Origin of the sequence: Pseudomonas baetica (genome assembly GCF_019733355.1) — a bacterium.
Taxonomy (GTDB): Bacteria; Pseudomonadota; Gammaproteobacteria; order Pseudomonadales; family Pseudomonadaceae; genus Aquipseudomonas; species Aquipseudomonas baetica_A.
This window is the reverse complement of sequence record NZ_JAIHLQ010000014.1, coordinates 63429-84960: the sequence shown is the minus strand read 5'-3', so window position 1 is coordinate 84960 and position 21532 is coordinate 63429. Positions and strand designations below refer to the sequence as shown.

Sequence of the window (21532 nt, the reverse complement as noted above, 5' to 3'; positions counted from 1 at the left end):
GCAAGAACAAGAACTGAGGAAAGCGAAATGACTGACAAGCCTGGTTACCGTCGCCCGCAGGAAGGCACCCAGCCTGAGTACCTGCACCCGACCTATCAATCGACCAATTTGCGCTCGCCATCCAAGCCTTTGGTGCATCTGCCGCATTCGCTGTCGGAGATCACTGGGCCGACCATCGGTGCCGAGCGTGTGGCTGAAACCGACAACGATCTGACTGCGCAGCACAGCGGCGAACCGCAGGGCGAGCGCATCATCATCCACGGCCGTGTCCTGGATGAAAACGGTCTGCCGGTGCCGGGGATTCTGGTGGAGATCTGGCAGGCCAACGCGGCCGGTCGCTACAACCACCCGCGCGACCTGCACGACGCACCGCTGGACCCGAATTTCACTGGCACCGGCCGCACCGTGACCGACGCCGATGGCTGGTACCAGTTCCAGACCATCAAGCCCGGCGCCTATCCGTGGGGCAACCACCACAATGCCTGGCGTCCGGCGCACATCCATTTCTCGCTGTTCGGGCCGAGCATCCTCACCCGGCTGGTGACGCAGATGTATTTCCCCGGTGACCCGTTGCTGGCTTACGACCCGATCTACAACTGCGTACCGGACACTTGGGCCAAGGAGCGTCTGATCGCTGCTTTCGATCTGGAAAAAACCATTCCTTCCTATGCTCTCGGTTACCGCTGGGACATCGTGCTGCGCGGCCGTGAAGCCACGCCGATGGAGAAATAAAATGCCCCTGACTGCAACCACGTCCCACACCGTCGGGCCGTATTACCACATCGGCCTGACCTGGCTGAACCGCGAACACCTGGCTGTCGAACAAACCCTCGGCGAGCGTGTGGCGATCACCGGGCAAGTCGTCGATGGCAACGGCGACATCGTCAACGACGCCATGCTTGAAGTCTGGCAAGCCAATGCCGCCGGCAAATACGACCACCCGGAAGACGAACAAGACAAACCGCTGGACCCGCACTTCGAAGGTTTCGGTCGCGTTCCGGTGGATGCCGAAGGACGCTTTCGTTTCACCACGATCAAACCGGGCACAGTCGAGGGTTTGAAGGGCTCGACCCAGGCGCCGCATCTGGTGGTGTTGGTGTTTGCTCGCGGGTTGGTGAAGCACTTGCTGACGCGGATTTACTTCGAGGGCGATCCGGCGAACGTGAATGATCCGCTGCTCGAATGCGTACCGGCCGAGCGCCGTCGGACATTGCTGGCCAAGCCGGATGCGGCGGGTGTGTATCAGTGGAATGTGGTTCTGCAGGGCACTGATGCCGAGACGGTGTTCTTCGATTATTGAAGAACGCCTCCCCGCGGGTCGTCCCCGCGCTCTGCAGGGGACGGATATCTCCGTGGAACGGGAGTGTTGCAAAGTATGTCTAGACTCTCACTGTCCCTATTGAGTGAAAAACAATGACAACCACCACTTCCCATTACACCGGCGAAGAGCGCAGCAAGCGTATCTTCGCCATCGTCGGTGCCTCGTCCGGCAACCTTGTCGAATGGTTCGACTTCTACGTCTACGCCTTTTGCGCGATCTATTTCGCCCCGGCGTTTTTCCCCTCCGACAACCCCACGGTGCAGTTGGTCAACACCGCGGGCGTGTTCGCCGCCGGGTTTCTGATGCGACCGATTGGTGGCTGGATCTTCGGTCGCCTGGCGGACAAGAAGGGCCGCAAGGCCTCGATGATGATCTCGGTACTGATGATGTGCTTCGGCTCGTTGCTCATCGCCTGTCTGCCGACCTATAACACCATCGGCGTATGGGCGCCGTTGCTGCTGTTGTTCGCGCGGTTGCTGCAAGGTCTGTCGGTGGGCGGCGAGTACGGCACCACGGCGACGTACATGAGCGAAGTGGCGCTCAAGGGGCAGCGCGGGTTTTTCGCCTCGTTCCAGTATGTGACGTTGATTGGCGGGCAATTGTTGGCGGTGTCGCTGGTGGTGATCCTGCAACAGTTCCTGACTGAAGAAGACCTGCGTGCTTACGGCTGGCGGATTCCGTTTGTGGTCGGCGCGGCGGCGGCGGTGATTTCCTTGCTGCTGCGACGTTCGCTGAAAGAAACCAGCAGCAAGGAAATGCGTGAAAACAAGGACGCCGGCAGCATCACCGCGTTGTTCCGTGACCACAAAGCGGCGTTCATTACTGTGCTGGGTTACACCGCGGGTGGTTCGCTGATTTTCTACACGTTCACCACTTACATGCAGAAGTACCTGGTGAACACTGCTGGCATGCACGCCAAGACCGCCAGCTACATCATGACCGGCGCGCTGTTCTTGTATATGTGCATGCAGCCGCTGTTCGGCATGCTCGCCGACAAGATCGGCCGACGTCATTCGATGCTGTGGTTCGGCGCCCTCGGTACGCTGTTGACCGTGCCGATCCTGCTGACGCTCAAAAGCGTCAGTAGCCCATTCCTGGCCTTTGTGCTGATCACGTTGGCATTGGCCGTCGTGAGTTTCTACACCTCGATCAGCGGTCTGGTGAAAGCTGAAATGTTCCCGCCCGAGGTGCGCGCCCTCGGCGTTGGCCTGGCGTATGCGGTGGCGAACGCGATCTTCGGCGGCTCGGCGGAATTCGTGGCTTTGAGCCTCAAGGCCGGCGGCATGGAAAACGCCTTCTACTGGTACGTTACGCTGATGATGGCGGTGGCCTTCCTGTTCAGCCTGCGCTTGCCGAAACAGGCTAAATATTTGCACCACGACCTCTAACCCGAAACGCGGGGGCCAATGTGGCCCGCGCCAGCAAGGACTTCTATGACTCAGCGACCGGGCAATCAATTGTTCGATGCCTATTTCACTGCCCACGATATGCGCGAAGTGTTCTGCGATCAGGGCCGTGTGCAGGCGATGCTCGACTTCGAAGCGGCACTGGCCCGGGCCGAAGCGCGTGTGGGGTTGATTCCGACGAGTGCTGTTTCACCCATTGAAAACGCCTGCAACGCCGGGCTCTATGACTTCGCCGCGTTGGGCGAGGCGATCGCCACGGCGGGCAACTCGGCGATTCCATTGGTCAAGGCGTTGGGCAAGCAGATCGCCGCAACGGATGCCGAGGCCGAGCGTTATGTGCATTTGGGCGCCACCAGTCAGGACGTAATGGATTCCGGGCTGGTACTGCAATTGCGTCAGGCGCTGGCGTTGATCGAACGTGATCTGGCACAACTGGCGAACTCGCTGGCGATCCAGGCACAACGTTACGCCGCAACACCGCTGGCCGGGCGTACCTGGTTGCAACACGCGACGCCGGTGACCCTCGGCATGAAGATCGCTGGATGGCTGGGCGCTGTCACGCGCAGTCGTCAACGTCTGCGCGAACTCAAACCACGTTTGCTGGTGCTGCAATTCGGCGGCGCGTCGGGGACACTCGCAGCGCTCGGTGAACAGGCCTTGCCGATTGCCCAAGCCTTGGCCGAAGAACTGCAACTGACCATGCCGGAACAGCCGTGGCACACCCAGCGCGATCGCGTGGTGGAGTTCGGCGCGGTACTTGGATTGATCGCCGGCAGCCTCGGCAAGTTCGGGCGCGACATCAGCCTGTTGATGCAGACCGAAGCGGCGGAAGTTTTCGAACCCTCGGCGCCGGGTAAGGGCGGTTCTTCGACCATGCCGCACAAGCGCAACCCGGTCGGGGCGGCGGTGCTGATCGGCGCGGCGACGCGGGTGCCGGGCCTGGTTTCGACATTGTTCAGTGCCATGCCCCAGGAGCACGAGCGTAGCCTCGGTCTGTGGCATGCCGAATGGGAAACCCTGCCCGAGATCTGTTGCCTCGTTTCGGGATCACTGCAACAGGCGCGATTGCTCGCTGACGGCCTGGAAGTGGACGCCGCACGCATGGCCCGTAACCTCCAATTGACTCAAGGGCTGGTGTTGGCCGAAGCGGTCAGTATCGTCCTGGCGCAACGGGTCGGTCGCGACACCGCGCATCACTTGCTCGAACAATGTTGCAAACGTGCAGTGGCCGAGCAACGGCATCTGCGTGCCGTGCTCGGTGACGAGGCAAAGGTTACCGCCCAACTGAACAATGCTGAACTGGATCACTTACTCAACCCCGCCCATTACCTCGGACAGGCACACGTCTGGGTCGAACGGGCGGTGGCCGAACACAACGCTTTGACTGTCTGAAGGAGAGGGCTGTGGCTTTCGTTCAACTCGCCGATGGCGAACTGCACTACAACATTGAAGGCCCGGTCGATGCGCCGGTGCTGGTGCTGTCCAACTCGCTGGGCACTGACCTGCACATGTGGGACGCGCAAATGCCGGCGTTCACCGAGCATTTTCGCGTGCTGCGGTTCGACACCCGTGGCCACGGCCAATCGCTGGTGACGCCAGGGCCGTACAGCATCGAGCAACTGGGCCGCGACGTGCTGGCGCTGCTGGATGCGCTGCACATCGAGCGCGCGCATTTCTGCGGTCTGTCGATGGGCGGCTTGATCGGCCAGTGGCTGGGGATCAACGCCGGGCACCGTTTGCACACGCTGATCGTGTGCAACACCGCTGCGAAAATCGGCGAGCCAGCGGTGTGGAACCCGCGCATCGAAACCGTATTGCGTGACGGCGCGGCAGCGATGGTCGCCCTGCGTGATGCCTCGATTGCCCGTTGGTTTACCCCGGATTTTTCCGCGGCCCAGCCGGCAGCGGCCCAGCAGATTACCGACATGCTCGCGGCCACTTCACCTGAAGGCTACGCGGCCAATTGTGCGGCGGTACGTGATGCCGATTTTCGTGATCAGATCGCCTCGATCACTGTGCCGTTGCTGGTGATCGCCGGCACTGAAGATGCTGTCACGCCGCCGTCTGGCGGGCGTTTCATTCAGGAGCATGTACGTGGGGCCGAGTACGCCGAGTTCTACGCGGCGCATTTGTCCAACGTACAGGCCGGTGCGGATTTCAGTGATCGCGTGTTGGATTTTTTGCAGGCTAACTGAGGACGTTTTTGTGGACGAGAAACAACGTTACGACGAAGGCATGCAAGTGCGCCGTGCGGTGCTGGGTGATGCTCACGTTGATCGGAGCCTGACCACGCTGACCGAGTTCAACTCGGAGTTCCAGGAGATGATCACTCGCCACGCCTGGGGTGATATCTGGACGCGTCCGGGGTTGCCTCGCCATACCCGCAGCCTGATCACCATCGCCATGCTGATCGGCATGAACCGCGAAGGTGAGTTGAAACTGCACCTCAGGGCCGCAGCCAATAACGGCGTGAGCCGTGACGAGATCAAGGAAGTGATCATGCAGAGCGCGATCTATTGCGGGATTCCTGCGGCGAATGCGACGTTCCATCTGGCCGAATCGGTTTGGGATGAACTGGGTGTTGAATCCCGAGAGTGATCTAGCCTGCTCCCCGAGTTGAAAAACGATCAACTGGGGGAGCAGGCGTGCGGTTACAGCAAGCTGATCGGATAGCTGACGATCAAACGGTTCTCGTCGAACTCGTTGTTGCTGAAGTCGCGGCGAATGGTCGAGTTGCGCCACTTGACGTTCATGTCCTTGAGCGCACCGCTTTGTACGGTGTAACCCAGTTCCGATTCACGTCCCCATTCCTTGCCATCGGTGGTGGTCGCGGTATGCACATTGTCGCCGCTGATGTAGCGGTTCATCAGGGTCAGGCCCGGGACGCCGAGAGCCGCGAAGTTGTAGTCGTGGCGCAGTTGCCAGGAGCGTTCCTGAGCATTGTCATAACTGGCGTTGTAGCTGTCGTTGGCCAAGGTGCCGCCGCTGGTGCCGTTGACCCGCATCCACGCGCTGTCGCCGGTGAGTTTTTGCAAGCCGACGTAGAAGGTGTTGCCGCCGTATTTGGCTGAGAACAGACCCGACCAGGTCTTGTTGTCCAGATCGCCAGCGCGGGCGCTACCGTCGTCCTTGCCGTAGAAGAAACCGAGGTTGGCGCCCAAGGTCCAGTCGCCCAGCGGCTGGCTGTGGATCAGGTTGATGTATTGCTGGCTGTAGATGTCCTTGAGTTCGGCATTCCACAGACCGATTTGTGTGCGTTTTTCATTGAACACATATTCGCCGCCCTGGAAGTTGAATCGATCGGAGGTGAACGCCGCTTTGCCGGACATCGACATGTCGCTCATGCTGCTGTCGTCGCGCGGGCTGTTGGCGCGGAACTGGCCGCCGTAGAGTGTCAGGCCGTCGATTTCCTTCGAGGTGATCTGCCCGCCACGGAAGGTTTGCGGCAGTGAGCGACCGTCGTCCGAACGCAGGATCGGCAACACCGGCATCCACTCGCCGACTTTCACTTCTGTCTGGGAAAACTTCGCTTTGAACGCCACGTTGGTGCGCCCGAAGTTGTCCGCCGGGCGGCCGTCATGATCCAGCGGCAGCAACTGCGTACCGCCAGTGCCTTTACCGCCATCGAGCTTCACCGAATACAGGCCCAGCACGTCCATGCCGAAACCGACGGTGCCTTGAGTGAAGCCGGATTTGGCGTCAAGGATGAAGCTTTGTGTCCACTCTTCAGCCTTGCCCTGAGCCTTGGTCGGGTTGGTGAAGTTGCGGTTGATGTAGAAGTTGCGCAGGTTCAGGTTGACCTTGGCGCCTTCAACAAATCCGGCTTCTTCAGCCGCAGCGGGCAGCGCGGCGCCGACCAGGGCCAAGGCGATCAGGCCAGGAAATACGTAAGGCGCAGGGGAAGCTGTCATGGATTGGATCTCTCTGGTTTTTGTAGTCGAACGGGGGCGCTGCCGCCGCTTTCGGGGTGCAGATATGGAATGCAATTGGGGAGACGAAGCGAAGGCGATCAGCCGGAAAGGGCAGGGCGCGGGGGCATGGTGTCGAACCTGTTGTTATTGGTTTTGTGGAGCGAATGGTGCGGGGCGCGGAGGCGGGGTTTCAATCGGGGAAAGCGGGTTTTGGGCGATTATCGAACGCAAGATTGTTCGCGATTTTGTGGTGAGCTGAGGGCCTCATCGCTGGCAAACCACCGATGAGGCCAGTGCCGACAACATCACGTTCTGCCAGACAACAAAAAGCCCACCAAACGGTGGGCTCCTTGTGTCCATCAGATGATCAGAACAGCTTCATCTTCGGTGCTTCTTCTTTCAGCGGTTCGTTCTGCGCGGTTTGCGCATTCCAGCCACCGCCGAGAGCCTTGTACAGGTTGACCGCACTGGTCAGTTGCGCAAGGCGATCGGTGATCAGCGACTGTTGCGCGCTGAACAACTGACGCTGGGCATCGAGGAAGGTCAGGTTGCTGTCGACGCCGATGCGATAACGACGCTCGGCCAGGCGGTAGTAATCCTGGTTGGCCTGCACAAAGTCACGCTGCGCTTGCAACTGATCGGTGTAGGTCTGGCGGGCGGCCAGGCCATCGGCGACTTCCTGGAAGCCGGTTTGAATCGCCTTCTCGTAGTTCGCCACGCCAATGTCCTTTTGGATCTTGGCGTAGTCGAGGCTGGCGCGCAGACTGCCGGCGTTGAAGATCGGCAGGTTGATCTGCGGCTGGAACAGCCACGTACCGGAACCGCCCTTGAACAGGCCGGACAGATCCGGGCTCAGGCTGCCCGCGTTGGCGGTCAGGCTGATGCTCGGGAAGAACGCTGCGCGCGCTGCGCCGATGTTGGCGTTGGCGGCCTTCAGGTTGTACTCGGCTTGCATGATGTCCGGACGACGTTGCAGCAGATCCGAAGGCAGACCGGGCGGTACGTCGCTGAGCAGGTCGTCGGCCAGCGGTTTGGCCGCTTGCAGATTGGCCGGGATACCGGTGCCGAGCAGCAGAGTCAGGCTGTTTTCGTCCTGCGCGACCTGACGGGTATAACGCGCCAATTGGGCACGGGCATTTTCCACCGAGGTACGCGACTGAGCCAGATCCAGTGCCGAAGCGACACCGACTTCATTGCTGCGGCTGGTCAGCTTGTAGCTTTCTTCGAAGGCACCCAGGGTGTCTTGTGTCAGCTTGAGCAGTTCCTTGTCGGCCTGCCAGGTCATATACGCATTGGCGACGCTGGCGACCAGACTGATCTGGGTGCTGCGGCGCGCTTCTTCGGTGGCGAAGTATTGTTGCAGCGCTTGTTCGCCCAGGCTGCGAACCCGACCGAACAGGTCGAGCTCGTAGGCGCTGATGCCGACAGTGGCGGAGTAGGAGCTGGTGATGCCCGCTTCACCGGTCTGCGAAGCCCGCGCCGGAACCCGCTGACGGCTGCCGCTGGCATTGGCCGAAACGGCCGGGAACAGGTCGGCACGCTGGATGCGGTATTGAGCCGCATAGGCATCGATGTTCAGCGCCGCAACACGCAGGTCGCGGTTGTTTTCCAGCGATACCTGGATCAGCTGTTGCAGGGCAGGGTCGTGGAAAAACTGCTTCCAGCCCTGCTCGGCAGCGGCTTGCGCCGGTGCCTGGGCCGGCGAATACGCCGGGCCCTGAGGGTATTGGCCTGCAACCGGTGCTTCAGGCTGCTGATAATCAGGTATCAGCGAGCAACCGCTCAGCACGAAGGCCGCGACGGCGAGGGAGAGTAGCGACTTGCTCATTGGCCAGCCTCTTTAGGAGTTTCTTTGGCGTCATCCTTGCCGGCGTTTTTGCGCTGGCCAATGGACGACACGGTGACGAAGAACAGTGGAACCCAGAAGATCGCCAGGATCGTGGCCGTGAGCATACCGCCGATTACCACCGTACCGATTGCGTGTTGGCTACCTGAACCTGCGCCGCTGGAAATCGCCAGAGGTACCACGCCGAGGATAAACGCCAGCGAGGTCATGATGATCGGACGCAGACGCATGCGGCAAGCCTCGATGGCTGCGTCGCGCAGGCTGGCGCCCTGTTCGTGCAGCTCCTTGGCGAATTCAACAATCAGAATGGCGTTTTTCGCCGCCAGACCGATGGTCGTCAACAGGCCCACCAGGAAGTACACGTCGTTGGACAGGCCGCGCAGACTGGTCGCGAGCAGAGCACCAATGATCCCCAACGGCACCACGAGCACGACTGCGATCGGAATCGACCAGCTCTCGTAGAGTGCCGCCAGACACAGGAACACCATCAACAGCGACAACGCGAACAGTGCAGGGGCTTGCGACCCTGCCAGACGCTCTTCATAGGACAGACCGGTCCAGGAGATGCCCACGCCTTTCGGCAGTTTCGCGGCGATGGCCTCGACTTCAGCCATGGCTTCACCTGTGGAGTAACCCGGAGCCGGGGCACCAAGGATTTCCACCGCCTCTACGCCGTTATAGCGCGAGAGCTTGGGCGAGCCGTAGATCCACTCGCCCTTGGCGAATGCCGAGAACGGAACCATGCTGCCGCTGGCGTTGCGTACGTACCACTTTTTCAAGTCTTCCGGGTTCATGCGCGAATCCGGCTGACCTTGCACGTACACCTTTTTCACGCGACCGCGGTCGATGAAGTCGTTGACGTAGCTACTGCCCAAGGCAATCGACAAGGTGTTGTTGATGTCGCTGATGGTAATGCCGAGGGCACTGGCCTTCTCGTCGTCGATTTCCAGCTGGAACTGTGGCTCGTCATTCAGACCGTTCGGGCGCACCTGCGACAGCACCTTGCTCTGCGCCGCCATCCCGAGGAACTGGTTGCGTGCCTCCATCAGTTTTTCATGACCGATACCGGCGCGGTCCTGCAGGAACACGTCGAAACCGGTGGCGTTACCCAATTCCAATACCGCCGGCGGGGCGAAGGCGAACACCATCGCGTCACGGAAGGTAAAGAAATGCTGCTGGGCGCGAGCCGCCAGTTTGAACACGCTGTTCTCGGCGTCACGTTCGTCCCATGGCTTGAGCATGATGAACGCCATACCTGAGCTCTGACCACGGCCGGCGAAGTTGAAGCCGGTCACGGTGAACACCGAGGCAACCGTGTCACCTTCACCGCCGTCCTTGGTCGGACGCAGCAGGTACTCACGCATTTCATCCACGACCACCTGAGTGCGCTGGGCACTGGAGCCGGCCGGGGTTTGCACTTGAGCGAACAGTACGCCCTGATCTTCTTCCGGCAGAAAGGACGAAGGAATACGCATGAACAGCCAGATCATGCCGATCAGAATCAGCGCGTAGGCCAGCAAGTACGGGACCTTCTGACTCAAGATGTTGCCGACGCCGCGCTCGTAGCTTTTGACGCTGCGGTCGAAGTTGCGGTTGAACCAGCCGAAGAAGCCTTTTTTCGGCGTGCCATGCTCACCATGAGGAATCGGTTTGAGCATGGTCGCGCAAAGCGCCGGGGTGAAGATCAAAGCTACCAGCACCGACAGGCCCATGGCCGAGACGATGGTGATCGAGAACTGCTTGTAGATTACCCCGGTCGAACCACCGAAGAATGCCATCGGCAGCAATACCGCCGACAGTACCAGCGCGATACCGACCAGTGCGCCCTGGATCTGGCCCATGGACTTCTTGGTCGCTTCCTTCGGTGACAGGCCTTCTTCCGCCATCACCCGCTCGACGTTTTCCACCACGACGATGGCGTCGTCCACCAGCAAACCGATGGCCAGCACCATACCGAACATCGTCAGGGTGTTGATGCTGAAACCGGCGGCGGCGAGGATACCGAACGTACCGAGCAATACTACCGGCACCGTCATGGTAGTGATGATCGTGGCGCGGAAGTTTTGCAGGAACAGGAACATCACCAGGAACACCAGCACCACTGCTTCGACCAGCGTGTGGACCACGCCTTTGATCGATTCAGTCACCACCGGGGTAGTGTCGTACGGGAATACCACTTCCATGCCTGGCGGGAAGAACGGCTTGAGGCCGTCGATGGTAGTGCGCAGGGCCTTGGCCGTGTCCAGGGCGTTGGCGCCGTTGGCCAGTTTCACTGCCAGACCGGAAGCCGGGCTGCCATTGAACTGGGCGCTGATCGCGTAGTTTTCACCACCGAGCCCGACGTCGGCGACGTCTTTCAAGCGAACCTGAGAGCCGTCCTTGTTGACCTTGAGCAGGATTTCCTTGAACTGCTCGGCGGTTTGCAGACGGGTCTTGCCGATGATCGTTGCGTTCAGTTGCTGACCTTGCACGGCCGGCAAGCCGCCGAGCTGACCGGACGAGACCTGAACGTTCTGCGCCGCGATGGCGGTTTTCACGTCGACTGGCGTTAGGTTGAAGTTGTTCAACTTGGCCGGGTCAAGCCAGATCCGCATCGCGTACTGGGCACCGAAGACCTGGAAGTCACCGACACCGGCGGTCCGCGAGATCGGATCCTGCATGTTCGACACGATGTAGTTGGACAGGTCGTCCTTGGACATGCTGCCGTCACGCGACACGACGCCGATCACCAGCAGGAAGTTTTTCACTGCCTTGGTCACACGGATACCTTGTTGCTGCACTTCTTGCGGCAACAGCGGAGTCGCGAGGTTCAGCTTGTTCTGAACCTGCACCTGCGCGGTGTCGGAGTTGGTGCCTTGCTCGAAGGTCGCGGTGATGGTCATGCTGCCGTCGGAGTTACTTTCCGACGACACATAACGCAGGTTGTCGATACCGTTGAGCTGTTGCTCGATCACCTGAACCACGGTGTCCTGCACGGTTTGCGCCGAAGCGCCCGGGTAGGTCACGGAGATCGCAATGGCCGGTGGCGCAATGCTCGGGTACTGGTTGATCGGCAACTTGAGGATCGATAGTGCCCCGACCAGCATGATCACCAGGGCAATTACCCAAGCGAAAATCGGACGGTCGATGAAGAATTTTGACATGGGTTACTCCCCTTTGCCGCCAGCGGCTTTATCAGCTGCCTGTGCGGGGGCCGGGTTCTTTGCGCCGATATTGGTCGCTTCGGTCGGTTTGACCTCGGCGCCCGGTTTGACGAATTGCAGGCCTTCGGTGATCAGACGATCGCCGGCCTTCAAGCCGTCTTCGATCAGCCACTGGCTGCCGACGGTGCGGCTGGCCTTGAGCTGACGCAACTCGACCTTGTTGTCCGGACCAACGACCAGTGCGGTCGGTGTGCCTTTGAGGTCACGGGTCACGCCTTGCTGCGGGGCGAGGATCGCGGCGCTGTTCACACCCGCCTGCAACTGGGCGTGGACGAACATGCCAGGCAACAAGGTGTGATCCGGGTTCGGGAACACGGCGCGCAGGGTCACGGAACCGGTGGTCTGATCGACCGACACTTCAGAGAATTCCAGCTTACCGTCGAGCTTGTACTGGCTGCCGTCTTCCAGGGTCAGTTTGACCGCAGCGGCGTTGTCGCCGGCTTTTTGCAGGCGACCGCTTTCCAGCTCACGGCGCAGTTCAAGAAGTTCAACTGAAGACTGGGTCACGTCGACGTAGATCGGGTCGAGCTGCTGGATCGTCGCCATCGCGTCGGTCTGGCCGTTGCTGACCAGCGCGCCCTGCGTGACCGAAGAGCGACCGATGCGGCCGGAAATCGGCGCATAGACCTTGGTGTAGCGCACGTTGATCTGCGCGCTCTGCAGGGACGCTTCCGATTGCATGCGGTTGGCCACGGCGGTGTCGTATTCCTGGCGGCTGACGGCCTGCTCATCGACCAGTTGTTTGTAGCGGTCGGAGATCGACTTGGTCGAACGCAGGTTCGCTTCGGCGCTTTTCAGGGTCGCTTCATAGACCGATGGATCGATCTGATACAACTGCTGGCCGGCTTTAACGTCGCTGCCTTCCTTGAACAGTCGCTTGAGAATGATGCCGTTGACCTGTGGGCGAACTTCAGCAATGCGGAACGCACTGGTGCGGCCCGGCAGTTCGGACGTGAGGGTAAACGCTTGTGGTTGCAGGGTGACAACGCCGACCTGAGGAGGCGGAGCGGCTGGGGCCGCTTCTTCCTTTTTACATCCGCTGAGCAGCGATGCCAGGGCGACGGCAGTGACCAGAGCGGTAACAGCTGGCTTGAATTGCATGAAAATCCTCGGGTCAGGCGCGCGAAAAACGCACAAGAAGTGTGGAAGTAAAAAAATCTGCCGGGTGGATAAGTAGCTTGCTAAGGAATATACTTACGTTCATGGTTGTTTGTAAACACCTTGGCGCTGTACCCACCCTGTTACAAAAAACGTCGCAAGGTTCGAAATTGTAGGCCGGGGAGTCGATCCGCGAGAGATCGCCCCCTCTTTATTCAGCGGATATTCAGCCATCCCTGAAACATCCTGTTTGAGGTTTTACTGTCATGGTCCGTCGTACCAAAGAGGAAGCTCAAGAAACCCGCAGCCAGATTCTGGAAGCGGCAGAGAAAGCCTTCTATGAAAGGGGCGTCGCTCGCACGACGCTGGCGGATATCGCGAGCATGGCCGGCGTCACGCGCGGCGCCATCTACTGGCATTTCAGCAACAAGGCCGACCTGGTCCAAGCCATGCTCGATAGCTTGCACGAGCCGCTGGATGAACTGGCCAAGGCCAGTGAGAGCGAGGATGAACTTGACCCGCTGGGCTGCATGCGCAAGCTGCTGATTCATTTGTTTCATCAAGTTGCACTGGACCCGAAGACTCGGCGTATCAACGAAATTCTGTTTCATAAGTGCGAATTCACCGATGAAATGTGCGATCTGCGCCAGCAGCGCCGGACGGCCAGTCTCGATTGCAATGTGCGTATCGGGCTGACCCTGCGTAATGCGGTGAATCGCGGCCAGTTGCCTGAAGATCTCGACACTGCCCGTGCAGCCATCAGCATTCATGCCTATATAGATGGCCTCCTGTATGGCTGGCTGTTAGCTCCGGACAGCTTTGAGTTGCATGCCGAAGCCGAGCGCTGGGTCGATACAGGGTTGGACATGCTGCGCTTAAGCCCCAGTCTGCGCCGATGAAAACAAGCGCGTAATGGGCACAGCTTATGTCAATTGGCCCGCTTTTATATACGTTTGCGGTTCGCAGTTTATAGGTAGCGAGCCACGCATTTTGTAGTGATTTTGTGTCGCCTGTGTGAAGGAATGTTAGCGGCCCCAATACCGGGCACCCAAGAAAAAGCCCCGGCTCTTGCGAGTCGGGGCTTTTGCGTTTCTGCATTAAGACTTACAGCGTCGGATAGTCGATGTAGCCAACCGGGCCTTTGCCGTAAAACAGCTCAGGACGCGGCTCGTTCAGCGGTGCATCGGCCTTAAGGCGTGCCGGCAAATCCGGGTTGGCAATGAATGGCACGCCGAACGCCACGGCGTCAGCCTTGCCGGCCGCCAGCCAGGCATTGGCGCTGTCCTTGGTGAAGCGTTCGTTGGCGATGTACGGGCCACCGAAAGCTGCTTTGAGTTGCGGGCCGAGGCTGTCGGCGCCTTCTTTCTCGCGGGAGCAGATAAACGCGATGCCACGTTTGCCCAGCTCGCGAGCCACGTAAGTGAAGGTTTCAGCCAGATTGTCGTCGCCCATGTCGTGGGAGTCCGCGCGCGGTGCCAGGTGAACACCAACACGCCCTGCGCCCCAGACTTCGATGGCGGCGTCAGTCACTTCCAGCAACAGGCGGGCACGGTTTTCCAGGGAACCACCGTAGTTGTCGGTGCGCTGGTTGGTGCTGCTTTGCAGGAACTGGTCGAGCAGATAACCGTTGGCACCGTGGATTTCCACACCGTCGAAACCGGCGGCTTTGGCGTTCTCGGCACCGGTGCGGTAGGCGTCGACGATGTCGGCGATCTCAGCGGTTTCCAGTGCGCGTGGGGTTGGGTAGTCGGCCAATGGGCGCACCAGGCTGACGTGACCTTTGGGGTGGATGGCGCTCGGTGCGACCGGCGCTTCACCATTGAGGTACGACGGGTGAGAAATCCGGCCGACGTGCCACAGTTGCAGGAAAATCTTGCCGCCAGCGCCGTGAATGGCTTTGGTCACGTTAGCCCAGCCGCGCACTTGATCGTTCGACCAGATGCCTGGGGTGTCCGGGTAACCAACGCCCATCGGCGTTACCGAAGTCGCTTCGCTGAGGATTAGGCCGGCAGAGGCGCGCTGCACATAGTACTCGGCCATCAGCGCGTTCGGCACGCGGCCTTCGTCGGCGCGGCAGCGAGTCAGTGGGGCCATGATGATGCGATTGGACAGCTCGACGTCGCCCAGTTTGATCGGATCGAAAATAGTTGCCATGTGTACAACCCTCGTCAGTGAAGTGGTTAATCAGTGGGTAGCAGGGGCCAGATCGGCATTGCCGTTCTGACGGAAAGTAATCAGGGTCACCATCAGGGCGAGCACTGCCAGAGCGGCTGCGGCCAGAGGCACGCTGGTCAGCCCGAAACCGTGAGCGATAACGCTGCCGCCGACCCAGGCGCCAAGGGCGTTACCGACGTTGAACGCGCCGATGTTCAGGGTCGACACCAGGTTCGGTGCAGCCTTGCCGAAGGTCACCACGTTGATTTGCAGGGCCGGCACGGCAGCGAACGAGGCGGTGGCCCAAAGGAACAGGGTGATTTCAGTCGGGATCAACGCGACGCTGCTCCAGCTCAGCACGGTGGAAACCACCGCCATCGCCACGAACACGCCGATCAGGGTGGCGCCGAGGCGTTTGTCTGCCAGTTTGCCGCCGATGATGTTGCCGACCGTCAAACCGAGGCCGATCAACAGCAGGGTCCAGGTCACGCCTTTTGGCGAAACACCAGTGACATCGCCCAGCAACGGGGCGACGTAGGTGAAGAGGGTGAACATCGAGGCGGCGAACAGCGCGGTCATGCTCAGCGACAGCCAGATGCCGGCGCCTTTGAGGGCGGCGAGTTCGGCGCGCATGTCGAGTTTTTCTTCGTCACGCTTGGCCGGCAGGAAGCGGATCAGGCCGATCAGCGCAATCACACCGATCACGGTCACTGCCCAGAAGGTCGAACGCCAGCCGGCTTCCTGACCCAGCGCAGTACCCAACGGCACACCCAGCACGTTGGCCAGGGTCAGACCGGTGAACATCAACGCGACTGCCGAAGCGCGTTTGTTCGGTGCCACCAGGCCGGCCGCCACCACCGAACCGATACCGAAGAATGCACCGTGGCACAGCGCGGTGACGACACGGGCAAACATCAGCACGTTGTAATCACTGGCCATGGCGCAGAGCAGGTTGCCGACAATGAAGATGCCCATCAACGCAACCAATGCAGCCTTGCGCGGCAGTTTGGCGGTGGCCAGTGCCATGAACGGCGCACCGATGGCCACGCCCAGGGCGTAACCGGTCACCAGCCAGCCGGCGCCCGGGATCGACACACCGAGGTCGGCCGCCACATCGGGCAGCAGGCCCATGATGACGAACTCGGTGGTGCCGATGGCGAAGGCGCTCAAGGCCAAAATGAGTAGCGAGAGGGGCATGTGCATCAATTCCTTGGAGGAGCGCTGAGCTCTTTGACGATGGCGTCGAGGAACGCCTGAATCACGTCCTCGTTGCGCTTGAAGAAGTTCCACTGACCGGCCTTCTGGCTGCTGATCAGCCCGGCGCGTTGCAGCGTGGCGAGGTGGGCGGACACCGTCGATTGCGATAAGCCGCAACGCTGGTCGATCTGCCCGGCACAGATGCCGTACTCGTGGTTGTGAATCTGTTCCGGAAACTGGACTTTGGGGTCTTTCAGCCAGATGAGGATGTCTCGCCGTACTGGGTGTGCCAGGGCTTTTATTATTTCGTCGAGGTCGAGGTTCATGGCTTGGGCTCGTGATGTCTGTAGCGCTATATCGCGATGAGGCGAACTTTAAATCGGTATTTCGCGATATACCAATATGATTTTGATCTGAAGATCATGTAAATCGGTATATCGGGTTATAACGATATGTTGAGTGTAACGATGAAGGCGCAGTGCTAAGCTGCGCCCATGAACTATCTCGCACATTTGCACCTCGGTGGCCAGCGCCCGGGCCAATTACTCGGCAGTTTGTATGGCGACTTCGTCAAAGGCCGGCTGCAGGGGCAGTTTGCGCCCGAGGTCGAGGCGGCCATCCAGTTGCACCGGCGGATTGACGTCTTCACCGATCGCCATCCGCGGGTGGACATCGCGTTGCGGCGGTTTTCCGCTACTCGAAGACGTTATGCCGGGATCGTCCTCGACGTGTTTTTCGACCATTGCCTGGCGCGAGACTGGCGTTTGTACGCCGACCAGCCGCTGGAGCAGTTCACGACGGACGTCTATCGAGTGCTATCGCTTGAGCGACAACTGCCCGAGCGTCTGGCGAAGATCGCGCCGCACATGGTTGCCAATGACTGGCTGGGGTCGTATCAGGAGTTTGAAGTGCTGGAGCAGGTGTTGCGCGGGATCTCCCGACGCTTGACCCGGCCGGAAGAGTTGGCGGGTGCGATGCAGGAATTGCGGCGTTTGTATGAGCCGTTGAGTGAAGATTTTGCGTTGTTCTACCCACAACTTCAGGATTTCGCCCAACACGCCGAGCCATTGAAAACCTAATGCGGGCTCGCGAAAGCGGTGTATCAGCCAGCATACATGCTCAATGGCACACCGCTTTCGCGAGCAAGCCCTCTCCCACAGGGGGACTCGGCCGCTGTCAGAGCCTGTGTATCAGGCCGCGATTGCCGGGCGCATCGGTGTCTGTTGTGTGTCCGGGATTGCCCCAAACAACGCCTTCTGCACCGCCTGTTGTGCCTCGAACGCCAGCGCCGCGCGTTCCCGGCCCTGGCAGGCAATCGGCTTGAGCAGATGCACTTCGACATCGGCGCAATCATTGCTGAACAAACGCATCAAGTGCGACAGCAAGTCATCGTCACCAATGAACGGTGCCAGCGGGTCGATATCGCCGTCACGCAGATAACGGATCGCCACCGGTTGCAGCATCACCTGCGAATCAATCGCCGCCGACAACAGACGACCATGAAAGGTGCGCAACGAACGGCCGTCGGTGGTGGTGCCTTCCGGGAACATCAGCAGCGGATGGTCGGTTTGCAGGTGACGGGTCATCTGCTTGCGGATCAACTGGCTATCGCCCGAACCCCGGCGGATGAACAGGCTGCCGGCCTTCGCCGCGAGCCAACCGGCGACCGGCCAGGTGCGTACTTCGGCCTTGGACAGAAACGACAGTGGCGTGAGCATGCCGAGCAGGGGAATGTCAGTCCATGACACATGATTGCTGACCCACAGCATCGAGTGTGTTGGCAGCTCGCCGTGAACGGTCACGCGAAAGGGCAGGGCGTTGCTCAGGCGTGCCATGAAAAAGCGCGACCAGCGCTGTCGGCGCTCCATCGAATGGGCCAGGCCAATACGCTCAAAAACCCCGAAGACACTGGCCATGGTCAACCCCAGCGTCACCACCAGCAGCACTCGCGCGATTCGCGCGTACACCCGCAATCGGCTCATTACACCGCCGCCTTGAAGTGCTTGGCGTAGCGTGGGCAGAGTTCGTCGCGCTTGAGCAGGATGAACACGTCGGCGACCTGAAAGTCTTCGTCCCAGCACGGCTCGCCGCAGATTTTCGCCCCCAAGCGCATGTAGGCTTTGAGCAGCGGCGGCATTTCAGCAATCACGTTGGACGGAATATCCAGGGTCGGCAGCGGATTTTTCGGCTCGGCACGCAAATGTTCAGTGCACAGATAACGTTCACGCAGACGCTGCATGATCGCGTGAGCCTGCACGCCGCCGTCCTGCATCGGGATGCTCGCGCAGCCCATCAAATAGCTGTATCCGCCCTGATTGAGCACTTCGGCCAGTTCGCCCCACAGCACGGCGATGGTGCCGCCGTTGCGGTAGGCCGGGTCGACGCAGGTGCGGCCGATTTCCAGGATCGGGCCTTTCAAATGCGCCAGGCCATGCAGGCTGAATTCTTCTTCGCTGTAGAACTTGCCCAAGCTGCTGGCGGCGGTGTGGTCGAGCAAGCGAGTGGTCGCCACCAGGCGGCCGGTGTTCAGGTCACGCACACCGATGTGGCTGCAGTGAACATCATAATCATCCATGTCCAAACCCAGTTCAGCGCCTTTCAGTTTGGCGTTGAACTCGCCGCTGAACACGTTGAAACGCAAGGCCTGGGCTTGCTGCAAGGCCTCGGCGCCGATCAGGCGTTCGGCTTGCAGGCGGCGTTCATTGCCGGTGTCGCTGATGCGGGCGATCTGAGTCATGTGAATCTCCGTACGGGCCTTTAACCCGTCGTGGGTTGCAGCCGATCGACTTTCTTTATGCAGCCGTGTTGTGCAAAGTCAGGCTATGTAGCCCCGGTGTCATCGCCATGAACGTTTGGTGATGCTTATATGACAGCCCACGAGGAGCCTCTTATGCCTTGGCCCGATCTGCTTGAAAGCCGTGAACGAATGCCCGTCGTTGCTGACCTGGCAGAAGGTTTTGCGGCGTTGTTGCACACGCTGGGCAACGTCACGCCGTTCGAATTGGCGGTGACGGGAGGGCGGTTGATGGCAACGCCGGGGCTGGCGTTTCTGGTCGGTTATCAAGCGGCGTTGCGCATGCTTTGGCCCAGCGCACCGCTGAGCCTTGGGGCGTTGTGTGCGACTGAACAGCGCAGTTTGCGCCCGGCGGATATGCAAACGCGGCTGACCGATTTGCATCTGAGCGGGCGCAAGGATTTCGTCACCGCTGGCGATGCGGCGGACTGGCTGCTGATCGCCGCGCGCAGTGAAGACCCCGGCCAGACGCCGCGCCTGAGCCTGGCGGTGGTGTATCCCGGCGAACCCGGTGTGCGCGTGGAAAAACTGCCGGCGCTGCCGTTGATGCCAGACATCAGCCATGGTCGGCTGCACCTCGATGGCGCCCTGTGCGAATTGCTCGCCGGGGATGGCTGGGATGCTTACGTCAAACCGTTCCGCACCCTGGAAGATGTCTATGTGTTGAGTGCGATGACCGCGTGGTTGTATGGCGTCGGGCAGGACAGCGATTGGCCACAAGCGCTGCAATTACGCTTGCTGGCGTTGTTGGCCGGGTGTGCCGAAATGAGTCGGCAGCCACCCAATACCCCGGCCGGGCATGTGTTGCTGGGTGGGTTGTTTGCCCAGTTTGAGGCGCTCAAGCCTGAAGTCGATCAGGCATTGGCCGATGGGAATCCCGAGTGGGCGGCGATGTGGCAGCGTGATCAAGGCGTGATGCAATTGGCTTCGGGGGCCAGGGCCAAGCGGCTGGCCAAGGCTTTGGCGCAGGCCTGACCGGCCTTTTCGCGAGCAAGCCCGTTCCCACAGTTTGATTGCATTCCAACTGAAGGAACTCGAATACTTGCTCGCGAAGGGGCCCTGAAAACACCACACATTTGTCATAAACCCCGACTACCCTCAGCAGGTTATTTTCAAGAGCCCTCACCATGTTCAAAGGCCTGCTCCTGCTGCTGATCAGTTTCACCGTTCAGGCCGGGCAATGGCCCGGCGAGCAATGGTCGACGGGCCCGCAGCTCACTGGCCCAGCGGTTGAGGAACTGGAGACCTACGCCTTCCCGCCCCGCGACGACACCACCCGCCAAGGCATGCGCACCGACGCGTTGCTGGTCATCCGCGACGGCCAGATCGTCTACGAACGCTACGCCGGCCCGACCACTGCCGACACCCCGCACCTGACTTGGTCGATCAGTAAAAGTCTGATGGCCACAGTCCTGGGTGTGGCGTACGGCGAAGGCCTGTTCAGGCTTGATGATCCCGCCGTGAAGTTTTACCCGGCCCTGGAAAAACACCCCGCCATCACAATGGCCGATCTGCTGCACTGGGCCTCTGGCCTCGACTGGCAGGAAGACTACGAATACGCGCCGCTCAAATCCTCGGTGGTGGCGATGCTTTATACCCGTGGTCATCGCGACATGGCGGCGTTCACGGCCAATCACGACAGCTATGCGGCACCGGGGCGGTCGTTCAGATACTCCAGCGGCGACAGCAATCTGTTGTCGGCCGCGCTGAAAACCATCGTCGGCCCGCAGCGTTATCCGCACTATCCGTGGACGGCCCTGTTTGACCCGTTGGGCATACGCCATGCCGTGTGGGAAACCGATGCCAACGGCACGTTTGTCGCCTCGTCTTATGCCTACCTCACCGCACGGGATCTGGCGCGGGTCGGCCTGTTGATGGCCCGCGACGGGCGCTGGGCTGATCGGCAATTGCTGCCCAAGGATTGGCTCGCCTTCAACCTCAAACCCTTCGCCGGCTACAAGGCCCATCAGGACGAAGCCGTCCCCGGCGGCCAGTGGTGGCTTAATCGCCCGGTGGACGGTGGCGCATCGCCCTGGCCCGACGCACCACCCGACACCTTCGCCGCGCTCGGCCATTGGGGCCAGGCCCTTTACGTGATCCCTAGCGAGAAACTGGTGATCGTGCGCTACGCCGATGATCGCGACGGCCGCTATCGCCACAACGAACTGCTCAAACGTGTGCTGAAGGCGGTGCAGCCATGAAGCGCTTCTTGCTGGTGCTGTTGGTCGTGCTGCTGGGCTGGATTGGATACGAACGCGAAAACCTGTGGGCCTTCCCCGACATCATCAGCGCCTACACCGCCAAGGAATATTGTTCGTGCCGTTACGTGATGAACAACGAGGCCGAATACTGCCGGGGCTATGTGAAACAGTGGCTGCCGACCAGCCGTTTCAACGAAGAGCCCGCCAGCAAGACCATCACCGTCAGCGGCATGGGGCGCAGCAACAGCGCCCAGTGGTCGGGCGAACGCCAAGGCTGCCGCCTCAATCCTTGATGTGCTCGTCCCCCTGTGGGAGCGGGCTTGCTCGCGAAGGCTGTGTGTCAGTCACCACAAATGTTGCCTGTGCCGGCGCTTTCGCGAGCAAGCCCGCCCACGGGAACT

20 protein-coding genes are annotated in these 21532 nt (G+C 60.4%); 11 read left to right on the top strand and 9 right to left on the bottom strand.

Translation table 11 applies throughout. The features are described from left to right. Positions 1-27: 27 nt before the first annotated feature. The 6 genes from pcaH to pcaC all read left to right on the top strand — a co-directional run bounded on the left by pcaH (position 28) and on the right by pcaC (position 5325). Positions 28-732 carry a protocatechuate 3,4-dioxygenase subunit beta gene (gene pcaH, locus K5E40_RS14660; RefSeq protein ID WP_221731409.1) on the top strand — a complete coding sequence of 235 codons (705 nt, stop codon included), beginning with the start codon at positions 28-30 and terminating at the stop codon, positions 730-732. A gap of 1 nt (position 733) precedes the next feature. After that, a complete protein-coding gene (gene pcaG / locus K5E40_RS14655) occupies positions 734-1300 on the top strand; it encodes a protocatechuate 3,4-dioxygenase subunit alpha (RefSeq protein WP_221731408.1) in 567 nt (188 codons plus the stop codon). 113 nt (positions 1301-1413) lie between these two features. Then, positions 1414-2709, top strand: coding sequence for an MFS family transporter (locus K5E40_RS14650; RefSeq protein ID WP_221731407.1), 1296 nt, complete (start codon positions 1414-1416; stop codon positions 2707-2709). Positions 2710-2754: 45 nt separating this feature from the next. Beyond that, positions 2755-4119, top strand: coding sequence for a 3-carboxy-cis,cis-muconate cycloisomerase (locus K5E40_RS14645; protein ID WP_221731406.1), 1365 nt, complete (start codon positions 2755-2757; stop codon positions 4117-4119). 11 nt (positions 4120-4130) lie between these two features. Then, a complete protein-coding gene (pcaD, locus tag K5E40_RS14640) occupies positions 4131-4922 on the top strand; it encodes a 3-oxoadipate enol-lactonase (protein ID WP_221731405.1) in 792 nt (263 codons plus the stop codon). A gap of 10 nt (positions 4923-4932) precedes the next feature. Then, the gene (gene pcaC / locus K5E40_RS14635; protein ID WP_136492108.1) at positions 4933-5325 is read left to right on the top strand and encodes a 4-carboxymuconolactone decarboxylase; all 393 of its coding nucleotides are present in this window, start codon (positions 4933-4935) and stop codon (positions 5323-5325) included. Positions 5326-5378: 53 nt separating this feature from the next. On the opposite strand, the gene K5E40_RS14630 is transcribed toward pcaC, so the two are convergent. The 4 genes from K5E40_RS14630 to emhA form a co-directional block, all read right to left on the bottom strand. Next, positions 5379-6638 (bottom strand): OprD family porin, encoded by a 1260-nt coding sequence (locus K5E40_RS14630; protein ID WP_221731404.1) that lies wholly within the window; start codon positions 6636-6638, stop codon positions 5379-5381. Positions 6639-7005: 367 nt separating this feature from the next. Continuing rightward, entirely contained in the window at positions 7006-8466 is a 1461-nt protein-coding gene (gene emhC, locus K5E40_RS14625) for an efflux RND transporter outer membrane subunit EmhC (RefSeq protein WP_221731403.1), read from the bottom strand. Further along, on the bottom strand, positions 8463-11627 hold the full coding sequence (locus K5E40_RS14620; protein ID WP_221731402.1) for an efflux RND transporter permease subunit: 3165 nt from the start codon (positions 11625-11627) through the stop codon (positions 8463-8465). The genes emhC and K5E40_RS14620 overlap by 4 nt, the downstream gene beginning before the upstream one ends. A gap of 3 nt (positions 11628-11630) precedes the next feature. Then, positions 11631-12788, bottom strand: a complete 1158-nt coding sequence (gene emhA, locus K5E40_RS14615) for an efflux RND transporter periplasmic adaptor subunit EmhA (RefSeq protein ID WP_221731401.1) — start codon at positions 12786-12788, stop codon at positions 11631-11633. 263 nt (positions 12789-13051) lie between these two features. Between emhA and emhR the strand changes: the two genes are divergently transcribed. Beyond that, positions 13052-13684, top strand: a complete 633-nt coding sequence (gene emhR / locus K5E40_RS14610) for an efflux system transcriptional repressor EmhR (RefSeq protein ID WP_221731400.1) — start codon at positions 13052-13054, stop codon at positions 13682-13684. 205 nt (positions 13685-13889) lie between these two features. Here the strand turns inward: emhR and K5E40_RS14605 are convergent, their stop codons facing one another. Genes K5E40_RS14605 through K5E40_RS14595 form a run of 3 tightly spaced genes read right to left on the bottom strand, consistent with a single transcriptional unit; the run spans position 13890 to position 16462 of the window. Continuing rightward, positions 13890-14939 carry an alkene reductase gene (locus tag K5E40_RS14605; RefSeq protein WP_221731399.1) on the bottom strand — a complete coding sequence of 350 codons (1050 nt, stop codon included), beginning with the start codon at positions 14937-14939 and terminating at the stop codon, positions 13890-13892. 30 nt (positions 14940-14969) lie between these two features. Beyond that, positions 14970-16136, bottom strand: coding sequence for an MFS transporter (locus tag K5E40_RS14600; RefSeq protein ID WP_221731398.1), 1167 nt, complete (start codon positions 16134-16136; stop codon positions 14970-14972). A gap of 5 nt (positions 16137-16141) precedes the next feature. Continuing rightward, on the bottom strand, positions 16142-16462 hold the full coding sequence (locus K5E40_RS14595) for a helix-turn-helix transcriptional regulator (RefSeq protein ID WP_221731397.1): 321 nt from the start codon (positions 16460-16462) through the stop codon (positions 16142-16144). Between the two features lie 168 nt (positions 16463-16630). Here K5E40_RS14595 and K5E40_RS14590 point away from each other — a divergent pair, with 168 nt between their 5' ends. Continuing rightward, positions 16631-17215, top strand: a complete 585-nt coding sequence (locus K5E40_RS14590) for an ACP phosphodiesterase (RefSeq protein WP_221731396.1) — start codon at positions 16631-16633, stop codon at positions 17213-17215. 111 nt (positions 17216-17326) lie between these two features. On the opposite strand, the gene K5E40_RS14585 is transcribed toward K5E40_RS14590, so the two are convergent. Together K5E40_RS14585 and olsB are read right to left on the bottom strand one after the other, a co-directional pair. After that, positions 17327-18118, bottom strand: coding sequence for a 1-acyl-sn-glycerol-3-phosphate acyltransferase (locus K5E40_RS14585; protein ID WP_221731395.1), 792 nt, complete (start codon positions 18116-18118; stop codon positions 17327-17329). Continuing rightward, entirely contained in the window at positions 18118-18873 is a 756-nt protein-coding gene (gene olsB, locus K5E40_RS14580) for an L-ornithine N(alpha)-acyltransferase (protein WP_221731394.1), read from the bottom strand. The genes K5E40_RS14585 and olsB overlap by 1 nt, the downstream gene beginning before the upstream one ends. A gap of 153 nt (positions 18874-19026) precedes the next feature. Between olsB and K5E40_RS14575 the strand changes: the two genes are divergently transcribed. The 3 genes from K5E40_RS14575 to K5E40_RS14565 all read left to right on the top strand — a co-directional run bounded on the left by K5E40_RS14575 (position 19027) and on the right by K5E40_RS14565 (position 21424). Beyond that, a complete protein-coding gene (locus tag K5E40_RS14575) occupies positions 19027-19905 on the top strand; it encodes an acyl-CoA dehydrogenase family protein (protein WP_221731393.1) in 879 nt (292 codons plus the stop codon). 152 nt (positions 19906-20057) lie between these two features. Beyond that, positions 20058-21131, top strand: coding sequence for a serine hydrolase (locus K5E40_RS14570; protein WP_221731392.1), 1074 nt, complete (start codon positions 20058-20060; stop codon positions 21129-21131). Further along, positions 21128-21424, top strand: a complete 297-nt coding sequence (locus tag K5E40_RS14565) for an amidase (protein ID WP_221731391.1) — start codon at positions 21128-21130, stop codon at positions 21422-21424. Before K5E40_RS14570 ends, K5E40_RS14565 begins: the two co-directional genes overlap by 4 nt. Positions 21425-21532 lie beyond the last annotated feature (108 nt).